This window comes from Hymenobacter glacialis, from assembly GCF_001816165.1.
GTDB lineage: Bacteria > Bacteroidota > Bacteroidia > Cytophagales > Hymenobacteraceae > Hymenobacter > Hymenobacter glacialis.
Genome location: NZ_MDZC01000101.1, coordinates 1 through 18,399, shown reverse-complemented (window position 1 = coordinate 18,399; position 18,399 = coordinate 1). Strand labels below are relative to the sequence as shown.

The 18,399-nt window shown below is 62.3% G+C and carries 15 protein-coding genes; 7 read left to right on the top strand and 8 right to left on the bottom strand.

Going from position 1 to position 18,399, the window contains the following annotated elements:
- The first annotated feature begins 53 nt into the window (after window positions 1–53).
- Entirely contained in the window at window positions 54–965 is a 912-nt protein-coding gene (locus BEN48_RS14905; RefSeq protein WP_083321097.1) for an alpha/beta hydrolase, read from the top strand.
- Here BEN48_RS14905 and BEN48_RS14900 read toward each other — a convergent pair.
- The 3 genes from BEN48_RS14900 to BEN48_RS14890 all read right to left on the bottom strand — a co-directional run bounded on the left by BEN48_RS14900 (window position 962) and on the right by BEN48_RS14890 (window position 5,294).
- Window positions 962–1,501, bottom strand: coding sequence for a DUF6438 domain-containing protein (locus tag BEN48_RS14900; protein WP_070735692.1), 540 nt, complete (start codon window positions 1,499–1,501; stop codon window positions 962–964). The genes BEN48_RS14905 and BEN48_RS14900 overlap by 4 nt on opposite strands.
- 165 nt (window positions 1,502–1,666) lie before the next feature.
- On the bottom strand, window positions 1,667–3,466 hold the full coding sequence (yidC, locus tag BEN48_RS14895) for a membrane protein insertase YidC (RefSeq protein WP_070735691.1): 1,800 nt from the start codon (window positions 3,464–3,466) through the stop codon (window positions 1,667–1,669).
- Window positions 3,467–3,650: 184 nt separating this feature from the next.
- Window positions 3,651–5,294, bottom strand: coding sequence for a CTP synthase (locus BEN48_RS14890; protein WP_070735690.1), 1,644 nt, complete (start codon window positions 5,292–5,294; stop codon window positions 3,651–3,653).
- A 168-nt stretch (window positions 5,295–5,462) separates the two neighbouring features.
- Here BEN48_RS14890 and BEN48_RS14885 point away from each other — a divergent pair, with 168 nt between their 5' ends.
- Window positions 5,463–6,884, top strand: coding sequence for a D-alanyl-D-alanine carboxypeptidase/D-alanyl-D-alanine-endopeptidase (locus BEN48_RS14885; RefSeq protein WP_083321096.1), 1,422 nt, complete (start codon window positions 5,463–5,465; stop codon window positions 6,882–6,884).
- Between the two features lie 106 nt (window positions 6,885–6,990).
- Here BEN48_RS14885 and BEN48_RS14880 read toward each other — a convergent pair whose 3' ends face one another.
- Both BEN48_RS14880 and serA read right to left on the bottom strand, forming a co-directional pair.
- Entirely contained in the window at window positions 6,991–7,536 is a 546-nt protein-coding gene (locus tag BEN48_RS14880) for an REP-associated tyrosine transposase (protein WP_070735688.1), read from the bottom strand.
- Between the two features lie 131 nt (window positions 7,537–7,667).
- Entirely contained in the window at window positions 7,668–9,569 is a 1,902-nt protein-coding gene (serA, locus tag BEN48_RS14875) for a phosphoglycerate dehydrogenase (protein WP_070735687.1), read from the bottom strand.
- A gap of 258 nt (window positions 9,570–9,827) precedes the next feature.
- Here serA and BEN48_RS14870 point away from each other — a divergent pair, with 258 nt between their 5' ends.
- Window positions 9,828–11,825: a M1 family metallopeptidase gene (locus BEN48_RS14870; RefSeq protein WP_070735686.1), complete on the top strand. Its 1,998-nt coding sequence runs from the start codon at window positions 9,828–9,830 to the stop codon at window positions 11,823–11,825.
- Between the two features lie 147 nt (window positions 11,826–11,972).
- On the opposite strand, the gene BEN48_RS14865 is transcribed toward BEN48_RS14870, so the two are convergent.
- The gene (locus tag BEN48_RS14865; protein ID WP_083321095.1) at window positions 11,973–12,395 is read right to left on the bottom strand and encodes a DUF983 domain-containing protein; all 423 of its coding nucleotides are present in this window, start codon (window positions 12,393–12,395) and stop codon (window positions 11,973–11,975) included.
- Window positions 12,396–12,733: 338 nt separating this feature from the next.
- Here BEN48_RS14865 and BEN48_RS14860 point away from each other — a divergent pair, with 338 nt between their 5' ends.
- On the top strand, window positions 12,734–13,762 hold the full coding sequence (locus BEN48_RS14860) for a transglutaminase-like domain-containing protein (protein ID WP_241502287.1): 1,029 nt from the start codon (window positions 12,734–12,736) through the stop codon (window positions 13,760–13,762).
- Between the two features lie 208 nt (window positions 13,763–13,970).
- Here the strand turns inward: BEN48_RS14860 and BEN48_RS14855 are convergent, their stop codons facing one another.
- Window positions 13,971–14,915, bottom strand: coding sequence for an aldo/keto reductase (locus BEN48_RS14855; protein ID WP_070735685.1), 945 nt, complete (start codon window positions 14,913–14,915; stop codon window positions 13,971–13,973).
- A gap of 127 nt (window positions 14,916–15,042) precedes the next feature.
- On the opposite strand from BEN48_RS14855, the gene crcB reads away from it, so the two are divergent.
- Window positions 15,043–15,414: a fluoride efflux transporter CrcB gene (gene crcB, locus BEN48_RS14850; protein WP_070735684.1), complete on the top strand. Its 372-nt coding sequence runs from the start codon at window positions 15,043–15,045 to the stop codon at window positions 15,412–15,414.
- A gap of 19 nt (window positions 15,415–15,433) precedes the next feature.
- On the opposite strand, the gene BEN48_RS14845 is transcribed toward crcB, so the two are convergent.
- Window positions 15,434–16,153, bottom strand: a complete 720-nt coding sequence (locus BEN48_RS14845; protein ID WP_070735683.1) for a DUF421 domain-containing protein — start codon at window positions 16,151–16,153, stop codon at window positions 15,434–15,436.
- 395 nt (window positions 16,154–16,548) lie between these two features.
- Between BEN48_RS14845 and BEN48_RS14840 the strand changes: the two genes are divergently transcribed.
- Together BEN48_RS14840 and BEN48_RS14830 are read left to right on the top strand one after the other, a co-directional pair.
- Window positions 16,549–16,968 carry a DUF6799 domain-containing protein gene (locus tag BEN48_RS14840; RefSeq protein ID WP_125932673.1) on the top strand — a complete coding sequence of 140 codons (420 nt, stop codon included), beginning with the start codon at window positions 16,549–16,551 and terminating at the stop codon, window positions 16,966–16,968.
- Between the two features lie 262 nt (window positions 16,969–17,230).
- On the top strand, window positions 17,231–18,399 hold a 1,169-nt coding region (locus tag BEN48_RS14830; RefSeq protein WP_206599871.1), incomplete at its 3' end, for a hypothetical protein.

The window sequence follows — 18,399 nt, the reverse complement described above, 5'->3', positions numbered from 1 at the left end:
GCGCGCCAGCCGTATAGCGTAACACGAGCCACTCGCAAAATTCCGCCCCGCCCATGTCCCGCCTGCGCCCTTTCATGCTGTTGCTATTTGCTGCCTCGCTCGTAGCGGGAGGAGTGAAGGGCCAACAAGCCCCTGCACCAGTCCCGGTAGCCGAGACATTGGTTATTGGGCAGACTTTTACCATCCAATCCAAAGCCCTGGGCGAAACCCGGCGGCTCAACGTGTACCTGCCTGACGGCTACGCCGAATCGGCAACGATGCGCGTGCCGGTACTTTATATGCCGGACGGCGGGATAAAGGAAGATTTTCTGCACGTGGCCGGCTTAGTGCAAGTGCTGGTGGGCAACGGTGCCATGCGGCCGTTCATCCTGGTCGGTATCGAAAACACCGAGCGGCGGCGTGACCTGACGGGTCCGACCACTAACGAAAAGGACAAAAAGATTGCACCCCGAGTAGGCGGCTCTGCGGCTTACCGGCGCTTCATCCGGGAGGAACTGATGCCAGAGGTAAAGCAACGCTACCGCACCACTGCCGAAACAGCCATCGTGGGGGAGTCTTTGGCCGGCTTGTTTGTGGTCGAAACCCTGCTGCTGGAACCCACTTTGTTCGACACCTACCTGGCATTTGACCCCAGCCTGTGGTGGAACAATGAGTTACTGGCCAGCCAGGCCAGCAGCCTGCTTCAGGGCGCTGGCCGCGCGCCCAAGGTGCTGTACCTGGCCACCAGCAGCAACGGGGGAATTGAGGCGCCGATTGGCCGATTTACTCAGGCACTGGCCCGCCATACCCCGAAAACCATTACCTGGCACCACCAGCCCATGCCCCAGGAAACCCACCGAACCATCTACCACCCGGCTGCTCTCCAGGCGTTTCGGGTGGTGTTTAAGCCGCTGCCCGCGCTGCCCCGGCCGCACGATAAGGGCCTGTGCAGGCAAATTTCTATTATTTCACGCCTACCTCTCTAATCCACCCAGTTGCGCAGCTGGTCGAGCTGGGTGCCGAGGTAGGCGAAGAAGGTGTTGACATTGGCGGGCGCGCCTTCTTCCACGGTCACAATTTTGAGCTGGCCGTTGGCCTGGCGAATGCCCACCACAGTGCTGGGCAAATCGGAAGTGTTCTGGGCGTACCGCTCCTGAAATTGCTCAAAATTGGCCTCCCTGGCCTTGCGCAGCATCTCGGCAACGGTGGCGGCAGGCAGCTTCAGCTCCTGCAGGCCCATGAGGGGCACGTAGCGGCGGCCTTCGTACACCACGCGGCCGTCGGCATACACCTGCATGACATAGGTGGGGCACTTCCCGAAGCAGGCCGTGCGCTCAAAGGTGAGCACCGGGCCAGACACTTTCCTGGCCTCAAGCTCTTTGGCGCGGGCCTCGGCGGCCCTGATTTTCTTGCTGGGCTCTTTGGCCTTGGTTTGCTGCGTGGCCGGCATTTCCTTCTGAGCGCAGGTAGGCAGCGTAAATCCAAAGGCAATCAGCAGGAGCAGGGTGGTGAAGAAGCGCATGAGCGGAAAAGTGGAGCAGGAGTGAGGTGCAAAGTAGCGTACAAGTAGGGCAACAAAAAACCGGCAGAACGAAAACCGTGCTAGGGTTTCGTTCTGCCGGTGCCGTGTAGTTTGCAACACCATCGTGCCAGGCAAAGCCCGGGCACAACAGCGGCGCTGCCAACGCTACGACTGTTTTTTCTTGGCCTGGGCCTCGCGCTCCTGCGCGGCCTTCATGGCTTCGGCAATGCGGTTCTGCAGGCCGCCGGGCTTCTTGTCCTTGTTTTTGATTTTGTTGGCGTCGAGCTGCGCGCGGATTTTGGTGTCGTCCACGAAGAACTTGGTGATGGCCTGCTGGGCAAACGTCACCACGTTCGACACGAAGTAGTACCAGGTAAGGCCCGCCGCAAAGCTGTTCAGTACGAACAGGAAGATGATGGGCATCAGGTAGCTATACGTCTTCATCGGGCCCTGCATGGCCGTGTTGGTCTGGTTGCTCTGCCAGGTCATGAGCAGGGTAGAGGCCGTCATCAGCAGCGTAAACATGCTGATGTGGTCGCCGTACCATTTCACGTAGAAGGGCAGCTTGGCAAACACGTCGTAGCTGCTCAGGTCCTTGGCCCACAGGAAGCTCTGCTGCCGCAGCTCGATGGCGTTGGGGAAAAACTGGAACATGGCAAACAGGATGGGCAGCGTGAGCAGCGTGGGTACGCAGCCGCTCAGCGGGCTCACCCCGAAGGTGGAGTAGAGCTTCATGGTCTCCTGCTGCACCTTGGTGGCGTCGTCGCCGTACTTTTCCTTGAGCTCGTCAATCTCCGGCTTCAGCACTTTCATGCGGGCCTGGCTCTCGTAGGTTTTGTAGGTCAGGGGCCACGTTACCAGCTTAATGAGCACCACCAGCAGCAGAATGATAACGCCGTAGGAACTGATGTACTGCTCCAGGAAGTGGAACACGGGCAGCACTACAAAGCGGTTTACCCAGCGGAACAGGCCCCAGCCCAGGTACACGTTGCGGTCGAACTCGGGCGCTACTTCCTTCAGCAGGTTGAAGGCGTTCGGACCGAAGAAAAAGCGGTACTGGCCCCGGCCCTGCGCCACCTCGTCTACGGGCAGGGTGAGGGTGGTGCTCAGGGTTTTGATGGTGGTCGAGTCGGCCAGATTCACGGTCGAGTTGAACGCGCCGCCCGTGAAGGGCTGCTGGTCGGCGATGAGGCCGGCCACAAAGAAGTCGTGCTTGTGCGCGGCCCATTTCACGGGGCCGGTGGCCTTGTACTCCTCGGGGGTTTCGCTGGCCTCGGCCAGCGAGCCCTGGTCGCCGGCGGCCAGGTAGTGGTTGATGGTGGTGTGGTTGCGGTTCTGGGCCAGGTCCTGCTCGGTCTGGCGCACGCGGTCCACGAAGGTGAAGGTGAGCGGCTCCTTGGCCACCGTGCGCTCCAGGCCGTTCAGGCGCAGGTCGTACTTCAGCTCAAAGCTGTTGGCGGGCAGCGAATACGTCTGCACCACGCTACCGCCGGCCACCGGGGCCGTGAAGGTGAGCACCGACGCGCCACCGGCCGCCTGCGAGGTAGCAGACTGAAACACCAGGTCCGAAAACTTGATGACTTTGCCATCAATGGTGCGGAACTGGGTGTCCATGCGGGCACTTTTCGCATCGAACAAGTCCAGCGGCTGGCCGCCGAAGGTCTTGTATTTCTTCAGGCGTACGGCCGTCACGCGGCCGCCCCGGGTCGAAAAGGTGATGTTGAGGTTCTCGTTGGAGAGGGCTACGTCCTGAGCCACCGCGCCGCTGGTAACGGCGGTGTCGAGGGCAGCTTCGGGGGTGAGGGCCGGTATGACAGCGGGCGTACCCGTTGGAGCAACGGCAGTGGTGGGGGCTGGCGTCTTGCCGGTAGCTTTCACGTCTTCTGCTTTCGGGCTGAAAAAGAAGAGGTAGATGAGAAGCAAGGCCGAAATCAGGAAAAGGCCGGTTGCTGAATTTTTATCCATTAGTACGTAAAGGTTGCGAAAGGGCAAAGGTACGGGGTGCTGTGCGTATTGAAATCCAAAGAGTGTGCGTCATGCTGAGCGCAGCCGAAGCATCCCTACCGCAATGGTAATTAGGTTACTTGCGCGGTAGAGATGCTTCGGCTGCGCTCAGCATGACGTGCACTTTTGCTGTTTAGCGCAAATGCTAGCCCTTGCGGTGTTGAATGGCGGCCCGCACAAAGCGCACGAACAGCGGGTGCGGCTGCTCCACCGTGCTTTTCAGCTCGGGGTGGAACTGGCCGGCCACAAACCACGGGTGGTTGGGCAACTCAATGACTTCCACCAGGCCGGTTTCGGGGTTGGTGCCGGTCATCTGCATGCCCCCTTCTTCGAAGCGGGCCAGGTAGTCGTTGTTGAACTCGTAGCGGTGGCGGTGGCGCTCGCTGATGTGGTTTTTGGCGTAGGCTTTGGCGGCTTTCGAGCCGCGGCGCAGGTCGCAGCCGTAGGCGCCCAGGCGCATGGTGCCGCCCTTCAGGGTGATGTTTTTCTGCTCTTCCATCATGGCCACCACGGGGTTAGGCGTGAGGGCGTCCATCTCGGTGGAGTTGGCATCGAGCAGGCCCAGCACGTTGCGGGCGTATTCCACCACGGCCACCTGCATGCCCAGGCAAATGCCGAAGAACGGGATGTTGTTTTCCCGCACGTAGCGCACGGCGGCAATCTTGCCCTCGAAGCCGCGCTCGCCAAAACCGGGCGCCACCAGCACGCCGTCGCAGCCGTGCAGCAGGCTGGCCACGTTTTCGGGCGTGATGTTGTCGGACTGCACGCTGCGCAGCGTGACTTTGCACTCGTTTTGCGCGCCGGCGTGCACAAAGGCCTCGTTGATGGACTTGTAGGCGTCGGGCAGCTCCACGTACTTGCCCACTAGGGCAATGGTCACTTCCTCGGTGGGGTTTTTCAGCTTGCCCAGGAAGTCTTTCCAGGCCTCCAAATCAGGCTGCACGGTGCCGCCAGTCAGCTTCAGGCGCTTTATCACCCGCTCATCGAGCCCCTCCTTGCGCATGAGCAGCGGCACGGAGTAAATGCTGTCGGCATCGAGGCTTTCGATAACGGAATTGATTTTGACGTTGCAGAACAGCGCGATTTTGCGGCGCATCTCCAGCGGAATGGGGTGCTCGGTGCGGCACACCAGAATGTCGGGCTGCAGCCCGGCCTCGCGCAGGTCGCGCACCGAGTGCTGCGTGGGCTTGGTCTTGAGTTCGCCGGCCGCCTTCAAATAAGGCACCAGTGTGAGGTGAATCACCAGCGAGTCGGCATCGGGCAGCTCCCAACGGAGCTGGCGCACGGCCTCCACAAAGGGCAGGCTCTCAATGTCGCCGATGCAGCCACCAATTTCGGTGATTACCACATCGAACTGGCCGTTCTGGCCCAGCAGCAGCATGCGCCGCTTTATTTCGTCGGTGATGTGGGGCACCACCTGCACCGTTTTTCCGAGGAAGGCGCCTTCGCGCTCGCGGCGAATCACGTGGTCGTAGATGCGGCCCGTGGTCACGTTGTTGGCCTGCGAGGTGGGCGTGTTCAGAAACCGCTCGTAGTGGCCGAGGTCGAGGTCGGTTTCGGCCCCGTCGTCGGTCACGTAGCACTCGCCGTGCTCGTACGGGTTCAGCGTACCGGGGTCGATGTTGATGTAGGGGTCGAACTTCTGGATGGTGACTCGGAACCCGCGGGCCTGCAGAAGCTTGGCCAGCGAGGCGGAAATAATTCCTTTGCCGAGTGAAGAAGTGACGCCGCCGGTAACGAAAATGTATTTCGCTGCCGACGCGGAGGGGGGATTGGAGCGTTCGGGCATGACGGGAGTCAAAAGTACGGCACCCGAAATTGGAACGCGGAAAAATCTGGAAAATCAGCCAGATTCATTGAGTGGAAAAGCGAAGACGCAGTGCTCGATAGACCGTCCTTTCGAACAATTTCAAGGCATATTCCCTAGTTGGACTCAGAAGCTGCGTAATTTCGTCGCGTGTTACGTCCCGTTTATTTTCTGTTGTTGCTGGTGCTGGGTACCACCCAGTTGCCCGCCTGTGCCCAAACCACGGATACGCCACCGGCCGTGGAGATTCCTGCTGGAAAATTGCCTTGGTTTCAAAACCTGGTGGACAGCTCGGCGGTGCTCCGCCAGCACCAGGTAGGCATCAGCCTGGCCGACGCTGCCACCGGCGAAACCCTGTTTGGCTACAACGACGGCCGGTACTTCACTCCGGCCAGCACCATGAAGCTGTTTAGCTTCTACGCCGGCTTGAAGCTGCTGCCCGACTCGCTGCCCAGCCTGCGCTACTTTTCCCGCGGCGACACCCTGTTTTTTCAGGGCACCGGCGACCCTACTTTCCTGCACGGCGACGTGCCCAGCCGCCGCGCCTACGCGTTTCTGGCCACCCGGCCCGAAAAAATGCTGGCTTACTGCGACATTGCCACCGTGCCCATCTACGGCCCCAGCTGGAGTTGGGACGACTACACCTATTATTTCCAGCCCGAGCGCACTGCTTTCCCTATTTACGGCAACACGGTGCGCTTCTACGCGGCGGCGCCCCTGCGCCCGGCCCAGCGCGCCGGCGGCGCTTCTGCTAACCGCGGGCTGTTCTTGCCGCAGCGCGTGCGGGTGCTGCCCAGCTCGTTTGCGCCGCTCACGGAGATGGCCCCGCCCAACTTTCTGTCGCCTGACATCGACCCCGACACCCACGTGCGCCGCGACCCGCTCACGAACCGCTTCTACACCCTGCCTTCCACCAAGAAGTGGATAGACGAAGTGCCGTTTCGAACCAGCCGCACGCTGCTGCTGCGCATGCTGGGCGATACCCTGCGCCGGGCCATCGTGGGCGTGCCGTGGCGCCCCCGGAAAACCGATGAGGTGCGCACCTTGCGCGGCCTGCCTGCCGACTCGCTCTACCGCCGCATGCTGCGCGTGAGCGACAATTTTCTGGCCGAGCAGCTGCTGTTGATGAGCAGCACCACGCTCGGCCGCGATTCGTTGAGCACCAGCCGGGCCATCCGCGTCACGCTCCGCAAGCACCTCAACACCCTGCCCGACAAGCCCATTTGGGTGGACGGCTCGGGCCTCTCGCGCCTCAACCTCGTCACGCCGCGCAGCTTCACGGCCCTGCTGCTCAAGCTGCACCAGGAAGTGGAAGAGCCGCGCCTGCTGAGCGTGCTGGCCGCCGGCGGTGGCCAGGGCACCCTGCGCAAGCGCTACAAGGACGCCGCCGGCACCTGGTTCTGGGGCAAAACCGGCACCCTGACCAACACCGTGAACCTGGCCGGCTACGTGCGCACCAAATCCGGCCGCTTGGTAGCCGTGACCTTCTTCAACAACGGTTTCCCGGCCGACGACCAACCCGTGCGCAACGAGATAGAGCGCCTGCTGCGCCAGGTGCGGGACAGGTTGTAAGCCCGCCGCACTGGGCCGCACTGGCGGCAGTCTACCGGCAACGCAGTTGCCCAGACTGCCAGCCACGGCCACAAGAGCAGTCTCCAGACTGCCGTAACGAAACTGCCTAAAACAGCAGCGACACTGGCAAAACAGCTTCCATTCCGGCATAGAACGAGGCTGAGGAATACACATAGTCCTCAGTGCGGTAGCAGATGCCTGCCCGCACCGGGTTGGCGTGCGTGTAGGCCAGTCGTTGCCGCACCATTTCCTGGTCGCGCAGCTCCACGCCGTGGCTGCGCTGCTGCCACAGCTGGAAATTGGTGTTGTTGGGGTTGCGTTCGCCCTCCTGGGTGAGGAGCCAGCGCAGCCAGTTGCGGCGGCTTTCGGTGGGGGAGGCGGTGATTTCGGTGAAAAGTCGGGTAGCTGTGAATTTCTTAAAGTCCCGCACGATGTGAGAAAGCTCGTGGCCTTCGGCGGCGCGGGCAATGAGGTGCAGGTGGTTGGTCATGAGGCAATAGGCGAACAGCTCCAGACCTTTGTGGGCCTGGCAGTAGCGCAGGCTTTCGATGACGATGTCTTTGTAGTGCGGGCGGGTGAAGATGTCGGCCCAGCCTACCGTGGTGAAGGTGAGAAAGTAGAGGGCCTGCTGGTCGCGAATGGGGTAGCCCATGGTATGGGTTGGAGGGAAGTAATGGCTTTGCGGGTGGCGGCAGTCTGGAGACTGCATTCGTGGTCGCGGCTGGCAGTTTGGGCAACTGCGTTGCCGGTAGACTGCCGCCAGTGCGGCCCAGTCTGGCGGGCTTAGTACAGCACCCGGAACTTGATGGTGTGCTCCACCTCGCGCAGGGCTTTTATGACTTCCTGGTCGTATTCCTTGTCGATGTCGGTTATCACGTAACCGATTTGCTCGTTGGTTTTCAGATACTGGCCCAGGATGTTGACGTGGTGGGTGGCCAGCACGTTGTTGATTTTTGCCAGCACGCCGGGCACGTTGGCGTGGATGTGGATGAGGCGATGTCCGGGCTGCACCGGCAGCTGGATGTTGGGGAAATTGACCGACTGCTGGGTGTTGCCGGTGTTGATGTAAGCCATGATGCGCTCGGGCACAAACTCCGCGATGTTGCGTTGGGCCTCGGCCGTGCTGCCGCCGATGTGGGGCGTGAGCAGTACATTAGGCAGGCCGCGCAGCTCGTTTTCGAAGCTTTCGTGGTTGGTTTTGGGCTCGTGGGGAAACACATCGATGGCCGCGCCGCCCAGGTGGCCGGAACGCAGCGTGGCAGCCAGGGCCGGCACGTCTACCACGTGGCCGCGGGCGTTGTTGAGGAACAGGGCCCCACGCTTCATGAGGGCAAATTCCTGGGCGCCGATGAAGTCTTTGTTGTCGGCGCGGCCGTCGATGTGCAGCGTCACCACGTCGGCCACGGCCAGCAGCTCGGGTAGCGTGCGGCACTTCACGGCGTTGCCCAGCTGCAGCTTTTCGGCAATGTCGAAGTACACCACCTTCATGCCCACGGCCTCGGCCACCACGCTCAGCTGCGAGCCGATGTTGCCGTAGCCCACAATGCCGAGGGTTTTGCCGCGAATCTCAAACGCGCCGTTGGCCGATTTGTCCCACTCGCCGGCATGCATTTTGGGGTTTTTCTCGGGAATGCGCCGGGCCAGTACGATGATTTCGCCCAGTGCCAGCTCCACCACCGAGCGGGTGTTGCTGAAGGGCGCGTTGAACACGGCCACGCCGCGCTTCATAGCCCCGACCAGGTCAATCTGGTTGGTGCCGATGCAGAACGCGCCAATGGAAATCAGCCGGTTGGCTGCTTCCAGCACCCGTTCCGTCACCTGCGTTTTGCTGCGTATGCCGAGGATGCTCACGCCCTCAATGCGCTGAATCAGCTCGTCTTCGTCGAGGCCGCCAGGCACGGTTTCTACTTGGTAGCCTTCGGCGCTGAACAACTCTTTGGCGCGGGCGTCGGGGTTTTCGAGCAGCAACACCTTAATGCGGTTCTTGGGGTACGAAAGAGTCATGGGAAGTCTTAGTTGGTACAAAAACTCGTCGAAGGTGGGCAGCACTTCGTCGGCGTGGGCCACCACAGTGGGGCGGCTAACATTTTCAGTATAAGCGTAGAAGCGGTGGGCCAGCCCCGCCTCGCGAATTTGGTAATCGGTATAGCCATCGCCGAGCACGTATACCGGCCCGTCCAAATCGAGCAGCACCAGCTGGCGGATTTTGCCGCCGTCGCGGCTCAGCACGTTGGCCGGGTCGCAGCCGGTGATGTTGCCCGCGGCGTCGAACGTGAAGGTATTGGCCAGCACGTGGCTGGGCGCGATGCCGTACTCGGCCACCACGGGCTCAATGAACTCGCGGAAGCCGCTGCTCACTACGTAAATCCTATCCGCGAAGCGCCGGAAGAAGTCGCCGTTGCGGCGGATGCTTTCGCTCACTTTGGTTTGTAGGCGGGCCACCAGCGGCGCCAAGTGCTTTTTATTAGCCCCCAGCAGCGCCAGCCGCTTACTCAGGGATTCCTGAAAGCCGATTTCGCCGGCCATGCCCCGGTCGGTGAGAGCCCGGATTTGGGCCACCACGTCGGCCTGGTTGGGCTGGCCTTGGAGGGCAATGTCGGCCAGCTCATCGAGCCCCTCTACTTGCGTGAAGGTGCTGTCGAAATCGAAAACGAGGTAGGGGAGGGAAGCAACGGGAGCAGACATAGGTGTAAAGGTGGGGCCGGCAGCACCTTGTGCGGCGCCCTGGCCGAAGTGTTTACGGAACCGCTGCCGCGGTGGTGGCCGCCGTGGCCTGTCTACAAGCCAGTGGATGAGGTTGCGGAAACGAATTGGGACGCCCTGACCGGGCTGATGAAATTGGTGCGCACCTGCCTGGGGTAGCGAGCCGATGCGGCTATTACCTTTGGCCGAAGAAGTTGGCTTTTTTTAATCCTCCGGGTTTTGTCCCACTCACTGTTTCGCATGAAAATACCTTTCCTCTCCGGTGTGCTGCTGAGCGCGGCGCTGCTTGCCACGTCTGGCGCGGCCCTGGCGCAGCTGCCAGCCAGCACCGGCCCGGCCTACGACGCCCGCACGCTGTTCAACCCAACGTTTATTGAGCAGCTGGCCACGCCCACACGCACGGCCGGCGGCCAGCCCGGCGCCGCCTACTGGCAAAACGCGGCCGACTACAAAATAGACGCCAGCCTGGACGATAAAACGGCCCGCGTGACGGCTACCGTCGACATTACCTACACCAACAACAGCCCCGACCGCCTGCCCTTCGTGTGGCTGCAGCTCGACCAGAACCTGTTCCGGGCCGACTCGCGCGGTGCCGCAGCCACGCCGGTGGCCGGCGGGCGCTTCGGCAATGCCGCGCGGGGCTTCCGGGGCGGCGACTCGCTACAAACCGTAACCATCGACTTCCACGGCAAGAAGCTAAAAGCCAACTACCGCGTGTACGACACGCGCATGCAAATCCTACTGCCCGAAGACCTGCGGCCCAAAGGCGACAAGCTGGGCATCCGCATCAGCTACGCCTTCAACATTCCCGAGTACGGCGCCGACCGCCTGGGCCGCCTGCAAACCAAGAACGGCGAAATCTTCGAAGTTGCGCAGTGGTACCCGCGCATGGCCGTGTACGACGACGTGGAAGGATGGAATACGCTGCCCTACCTCTCGGCCGAGTTTTACCTGGAATACGGCAACTACGACTACACCATCAACGTGCCCGCCAACTTCATTGTGGGCGGCTCGGGCGAGCTGGTTAACCCGGCCGAGGTGCTCACCGCCACACAACAGCGCCGCCTGACCCAGGCCGCGGGCTCCGACAAAACCGTGCTGGTGCGCTCCGCCGACGAGGTGACGCAGGCCAGCTCCCGCCCGGCCGGCAAAAACGGCCGCCTCACTTGGCACTTCCGCTGCCAGCAGGCCCGCGACGTGGCCTGGGCGGCCTCGGCAGCTTTCGTCTGGGATGCGGCTAAAATGAACCTGCCCAGCGGCCGCAAGTCGCTGGCCATGTCGCTGTATCCCACGGAGTCGGCGCAGGACACGGCCTGGAACCGCAGCACGGAATACGTGAAGAAGAGCATCGAATTCAACTCCAAGCAGTGGTACGAATACACCTACCCAGTGGCTACCAACGTGGCCGGCGTGGTGGGCGGCATGGAGTATCCCGGCATCGTATTCTGTGGCGCCAAAGCCCGCAAGGAAGACCTGTGGGGCGTGACGGACCACGAATTCGGCCACAACTGGTTTCCGATGATTGTGGGCTCGAACGAGCGGAAATACCCGTGGATGGACGAAGGCTTCAACACCTTCATCAACATTCTAACGACCAACGACTTCAACAACGGCGAGTACAAATTTCTGAACGATACCGTGCGGCTGGCCCAGGGCCTGGCCCGCGCCATTGCCGACCCCGCCGTGGACCCGCCCTACACCGTGCCCGACGTGACGCAGGCCCGCAACCTGGGCTTCGCGGCCTACGGCAAGATGGGCTACGGCCTGTTTTTGCTGCGCGAAGAAGTGCTGGGCCCCGAACGGTTCGACTACGCGTTCCGCACCTACATTAAGCGGTGGGCCTTCAAGCACCCGCAGCCCAAGGACTTTTTCCGGACCATGCACGAGGCCAGCGGCGAAGACCTCACCTGGTTCTGGCGCCAGTGGGTGTACAACAACTGGACCCTGGACCAGGCCGTGACCACCGTGGCCTACGTGAACCAGGACCCCGCCCAGGGCGCCCTCATCACCATCGAAAACCGGGGCCAGGCCGCCATGCCCGTCACGGCTCAGGTGACCGAAACCAGCGGCAAAACCAGCCGCGTAAAGCTGCCGGTAGAAATCTGGCAGCGCGGCGCCACCTGGACCTTCCGCTACCCGTCTACCACGCCGCTCACCCTGGTGCGCCTCAACGCTAGCAAGCTGCTGCCCGACGCCAACCCGCGCAACGACGTGTGGCGGGCGCAGACGCTGCGGTAATTTATTTAGCTGCAAGCTGCAAGCTTTCTGGTGTTCTGCAATTCTTTACGGACGCTGCGGCCCGTTTCGTTTTGCATAAGTGCCTTGTCTGTTAAAAAGCCCCGGCTGCTCAATTGAGCGGTTGGGGCTTTATCTTTTTTGGCGACCCTAAAAGTCGGTGCTGCCAGTGATAGGTCGGCGGTGTTTTTGCCAGTCAGCATCGTAGCGCGCGCCGCCGAACAGGTAGAGCATGATGGCGCGGGAATAGCGCAGTACCAGCGGCATGAGCAGCAGCGACACGATGGTTACAGTTACCACATAAACCCACGTATCGGGGTCGCCAAACAGGAAGTAGAGGGGTATGCCCACGGCAAACATGGTGGCTACGTTGAAACCGAAGGTGATGTACATCGAGCCGAAATAAAACCCCGGCTCGGGCTCAAACGACTGCCCGCACACGGGGCACTGGGCCGGCATTTGGGCAAATTTGGTGATGTTGAGCGCGGAGTGGCTGAAGAGCTTGCCTTCGTGGCAGCGCGGGCAGCGCAACGCCAGCAGGGCTAAAGAAGAAGATTCGAGGGGAGCATCCATGGGAAAGGGAACAGGAGAGGGGGTAACAGCCTATACGCGCAAATGGCTGGCCGTATAGTAAAACAGGCGTATTAGCAGGCTGTGTTGGTGTTTTTGAGACCAAACCTGGATAATCAGCCACTTTCAGCCCAAAGGAATGAACGGCGAAAGTAGCCCCCGCGCGGCAGGTCGTACCTTTGGGTACTGCTGGGGGTCTGGTTGGCCCTGACTGGCGGGCGCCCTTGCGGCGTTGCGTCAACGAACACGGCGTACTGCCGTAGTCGTTGATTTGGAGTGTTTTGAGGACTTCAAACCAGCTTTGCCGACGCCCGCCAGCAGCGACTTGTTGCCTTGTTGTTGTGAATAGTTTGTTGAAGAACCGCTCGGCCGTTTGGGCCGGGTTGCTGGGCGCCTGCGCGGTGCTGGCCAGCTTTAGTGCTCCGGCGCCCCGGCCCGTGGCTGCCCGCAGTCGCACCTTCGTGCTCATCACCACGGCCACCGTGCCCGCCCCACCCGCCGGCACCAAATCCCTCGACGTGTGGCTGCCCGTGCCGCACTCCGACGCCTCGCAGGACGTGCGCGACCTGAAAATTGACTCGCCCGTTCCGTACAAAATCGAGAAGGGCGCCTACGGCAACCAGATGCTGCACCTGCAGCTGGCCACCGCGCCCACGGCCCCGCTGGTGCTCAAGCTCACGGCGCAGGTCACGCGCCGCGAGCACCTCAACCTGAGCGCCACCGGCCCGGCCGCCGCCAACCCCAGCAAGAAAGGAAAAACCGACCCCAACATGGCCCGTTGGCTGGCCCCCGACCGCCTCGTGCCGCTCGACGCCACCATCCGGCAGCAGGCCCAGGAAGTGGTGGCCAAGGCCAACGCCAGAACCGACCTGGAAAAGGCCCGTGCCATCTACGAGCACGTGGTGAGCACCGTGACCTACGACAAAGCCGGCCAGGGCTGGGGCCGCGGCGACATTTACTACGCCTGCGACGCCCGCCGCGGCAACTGCACCGATTTTCACGCCATCGTCATCGGCTACTGCCGCAGCCTGGGCATTCCGGCGCGGTTCAGCATCGGGCTGCCGCTGCCCCCCGAGCGCGGCAAGGGCGAAGTAAAAGGCTACCACTGCTGGGCCGAGTTTTACACGCCCGAAACCGGCTGGGTGCCGGTAGACGCCTCCGAAGCCGCCAAAAACCCGGACAAGCGCAACTACTTCTTCGGCGCGCACGACGAAAACCGCGTGGAATTCACCCGGGGCCGCGACGTGGAACTGGCCCCCAAACAAGCCGGCCCGCCGCTCAACTACTTCGTGTACCCCTACGCCGAAGCCGACGGCCGCCCCCTGGAAGTGACTCGCAAATACGAGTTTGCGGACGTAGCGGTGCAGTAGCGGCGCAGGAATTTTTTTTAAAGAAAGAACGGTCTTGCCGAGCGCAGCCGAGGCATTTCGCGTGTTCAAGTAATCCAATCGATAGAGTTACTGCCCCACGCGAGATGCCTCGGCTGCGCTCGGCATGACGTTCTTTTCAGACGTTCTCTTTTCAGCATCACGCTCTCTTTGTGACTGATGCGCTCACTCATTTCGCCTGCTACCGGAGCTACCCCTGCTCCAGTGTCTGCAGGTCCTCGGGCGTTAGCCGCAGTTCCGTGGCTTTGAGCAGTTCCGTGACCTGGGCCACGCTGGTGGCGCTGGCTATGGGCGCCGTGATGCCGGGAGCCTGCATGAGCCAGGCCAGGGCCACCTGGGCGGGCGAGGCCTGCTGGCGGTCGGCCACGGCATCAATGGCGGTGAGCAGGGCGAGGCCTTTGTCGTTGAGGTATTTCTGGCCCACGCCGCTACCGCGGGGGCTTTTCTGTAGGTCGGCCTCGGTGCGGTACTTGCCGGTAAGGAAGCCAGCGGCCAGGCCACAATAGGGAATGGCGCCAATGTTTTCGCGAAGCAGGAGCGGGGCTAGGTTCTTCTCGAAATCTTCCCGGTCGTACAAATTGTAGAGGTTTTGCAGGGTTTCGTAGCGCGGGAAGCCATGCTGCTGGCTGGCGGCCAGGGATTCGCTGAGGCGCTCGGCCGTGAAGTTGGAGGCGCCAATGACACGCACTTTGCCCGCCTTTACCAGTTGGGCGTAGGCTTCCAGCGTTTCCTCTACGGGGGTGCTGGGGTCGTCTTTGTGCGATTGGTAGAGGTCGATGTAGTCGGTTTGCAGGCGCTTGAGCGAGCCTTCCACGGCACGCAGGATGTAATCTTTTTTCAGGCCTTTGTTGTCGGCGTTCACCTCCCAGCCCACTTTGGTGGCAATAACCACGTCATCGCGCCGGCCGCGCCGCTGCAGCCACTTGCCAATGATGGTTTCAGATTCGCCGCCCACGTGGCCGGGCACCCACACCGAGTAGCCGTCGGCGGTATCAATGGCATTGCCGCCGCCGGCCACAAAAGCATCGAGCACGGCAAAGGAAGTGACTTCGTCGATGGTCCAGCCGAAGACGTTGCCGCCCAGCATGAGGGGTGAAATAGAAAGGCCAGAGCGGCCGAGCGGACGGGTTTGCATGGGTTGTGCGGAAGAGGCGGAGGGAAGTGCGGGCCACTACGGCGTGGCGCGGGTTGTATAACCCGGCGGCGGGCCCTGGGGTTGCAGCCAGTGGCGGGCGCGGGCAGCGGCGCGTAAGTTTGCCGGCATGAATTATTCCTGGCTACTTATTGGTGCGGGGGGCGGCCTGGGCGCTATCGCGCGTTATTTCATGCAGCAGTATGTGCAGGGGCGCTGGCCGCTGGCCTGGCCCGTGGGCACGGGCGCCGTGAATGCGCTGGGCTGCCTGCTGGCCGGCCTGGCGCTGGGGGTGCTGGAGCGGCACGAGCTGGGAGCGGCGTGGCGGCTGCTGCTCATCACGGGCGTGTGCGGCGGCTTTACCACGTTCTCGGCGTTTGCGCTGGAAAACGTGGGCCTGCTGCGCGAAGGCAACGTGGGGCTGGCGGCGCTGTATGCAGGCGGCAGCGTGGCGGTGGGAGTATTGCTGGCCAGCGCCGGCTACTGGCTGGCGCGGGGCTAAGCGGTAGGCGCGCGGCTGGCTACGCAACGCGCCGCGCCGTGCTGGCCGGCAGCCAGCGCTGGTGGCGGCAAGTGGGGCAGGCGAAGGCGGCAGCGGCCTGTAACTCCTGCACCTGGCCGCAGGTAGTGCAGGCGTGGGGGCCGGCCGTGGCAATGGTTTCGGAGGCGCGGGCCAGCACTTCGGGGATGATGGACAGGCCGGGGCGTACGTCGGCGTCGTCGTAAAAAAACAGGCTTAACTCGCCGGTGGCTTCGCTGTACACGGCTTTCAGCTGGCCCAGGTGTTCTACCTGCTGCTGCCGCAGCTCCCCAAACAGCTCTTTGTGGGTGAGGTTCTGCCGACTGAAATTGTCCCATTTCAGTTGCCCATCGTGCAGCAGCCGCACTTCCTTGCCCTCCATCCAGTCGCTGAATTTGGGCGATACTTCGGTGAAATAGTTGAACAGCCAGTACATGCCCATTACCGTTCCAAACACGATAACGGCGTGGCTCAGCGGCACCTCGGGGTAAAACATGGTGTCGCCGGCAATGGAGCCCAGGCCGATAACGATGCTCAGCTCAAACAGCGAAAGCTGCTTCACGCTGCGCCGCCCCGTGATGCGCAGGGCCGCCAGCAGCAGCAGGTAGGTCGCAATGCACCGCACCACCACTTCCAGGGCGTAAAACGGCGTTTGTTCGCCGGGCCACACCAGGCGCTGCCAATCGAAGGGAATAACGGGGTCGGCCAGAAACAGAGACATAAGTTCACGCTTGGTAAGGCTGGGCTTACGGCGGGGCGGGGCCGGCTGTTCGGGCAGGGCCTGGGCGGGCTGCCAGCACGCAGATTGTGGCCCTGATTTAGGGCTCCGCTAATGGTGTTTTGCCGGACACATTAAACAGGGTAGAGGCAACCGCTGGTAAGGAGATAGGTAAAGAGATGAGCGCACAAAAAAATGAGTGAAAGTGCCGAACAGCAGACCAATTATAGGTGTGATGCAGTACCCCATTGTCAAGACAGCAAATCAGTGCCTTGCAAAGTGGTAGCGTGAAAGAATGGACCATTAGGATGGAAGGGGTGCAAAAGCACCGACCTTTGTATGGCTGCCCATTTCCTGGGGAAATGGCCCGGTGCTTGCCTTTCCCGTATCAGTCCCCCATGCGAATACCTTTTACTTTTCTACTTGCCTTTGCCGGGCTGCTGGGTCTCAGTATGCCGGCCGTGGCCCAACAGCCTGATAATGATGGCTTCCATCGGCGCAACGGGCAGATGCACGTGCTACGCAATGGCCAGCTGCGGCCCATGACGCGCGATTCGCGCCTGCCCACCGGCACGGTGATTACCAAAGACGGCTTCCTGGTGGCTGCCAACGGCACCCGCACCGAGCTGCTGGAAGGCCAGGCCTGCGACTTGAGGGGCCGCGTGGTGGCCGTGCGGCCCGGGGCCAACGGTGCGCTCACGCTGGGTGCCCCACTGCCCGGGCGCGGGATACCCCGGCGGCGGGACCAGCCAGGTCGGCGCTCGAAGTATTCCTGGGCGGTCCGCTCAATGACGACGGAGGTGGAAGCGGACAACTAAGCCGGGAAGAAATCTGGCTGCGCGAACAAGCAAAACGGTACGGAGAGTACGGCCATGGCCGGGGAAAAAAATGGAAGGATAAACGGAAAAAAGGCAAAAAATACGACGACTAAAGTGCCCCCGAGGCAGTGGCGCTTTGCTCTCGCTTCCAGGCCGGTAAAAGTGCCGGTCCACCGCATTGGTGCCAGCGTTTCTCTTTTTCAATAAAAAAACCCGTAAACCCCCATTCCTGGCGTCCGCCTGCGTTTTCGATTTCCTTTCCATGTTGCATGCCCACCTCTACGCTCCCTTTGCCAACCCGCTCCGCCAGCAGCTTTACGAGCAAGTGCGCGCCGCCCTGGAGGCTGACAAGGACGGTCCGGAAACGCTGCTTTTGGCCAACTTTGCCGTAGAAGCCGGCGCCTCGGTGCTGGATGCCGTGGTGGTGCGGCCCCACAGCATCACGCTGCTGGTGCTGGTGCCGGGCGGGGGCCGGCTGCACGTGCCCGCGTTGGGCTACGGGGCCTGGCAGCTGGAAGGCAACGCCCTGGGCGGAGCGGGAGAGGCCGACAATCCGTTTGAGCAGTTCCGCGAGCAAAAAGAAGCCCTGGCTGCCTGGCTGGCCCCGCAGCTCAGCCCGGAGCAAGCCAATCTGCAGTTCGTTTCCGGGGTGGTGGTGTTTGGAGCCCCGGTCGAATTCGGCCCCGAAATCGAAGAGCAGCTCTCTCAGCAGCCCGGCGGCCACTTCCAGCTCCTGGGCGACGCCACCCAGCTCCCGCGCCGCCTCAAGCAGCTGGCCAAGCCCGAAGTAGACCTGAGCGAGGAGGAAATTACGGAATGGGCCCAGGAGCTGGCCGAGGAGCCCGTTACGGCCAGCCTGCCCGCCGCCACCGGTCCCGAAACAAGCCATCCGGCCGCCCCGGCCAGCCCGTGGCGCAAGATGTGGCGTTGGCTGGGGGCCGATGACATCCCCGACGACGCGCCGTATGGCGGCTACCCCGCTGCGGAAGTAGCAGCCAATAGCGCCGAAAAAGAGCGTCTGGAACAGGCCCGCCTGGATGGCCAGGCCCAGCTGCATCAAAAGCTGCAGGACCTGGAAGCCCGCGAAGCCCAGCGCGAGCGCAGCATGAGCCAGCTGGTGGCCCAACTGGCCCAGGCCCCAGCCGTGACCTCCGAGGCGCAGCAGCTGCGCGAGCAGTTGGCGCTGGAAACCCGGGAGAAGGAAGCCCTGGACGAAGCCATTCGCCAGTCCCGCGCCGAGTCGGCCGCCCGCAACCAGGAACTTGATGCCAAAATTCAACAGCTGGGGCAGCTGATTGAGCAGTTGCATGCCCGCCCCGGGGCGGCGCCAACCGCTCCCGCCTCAGTTGCAGCCCCTGGCGGTGCGGTGCGGCCGCCGCGCGCGGCTGCACCAACCGCCGCCGCCTCAACTGCGGCAGCCCCGGGCAGCGC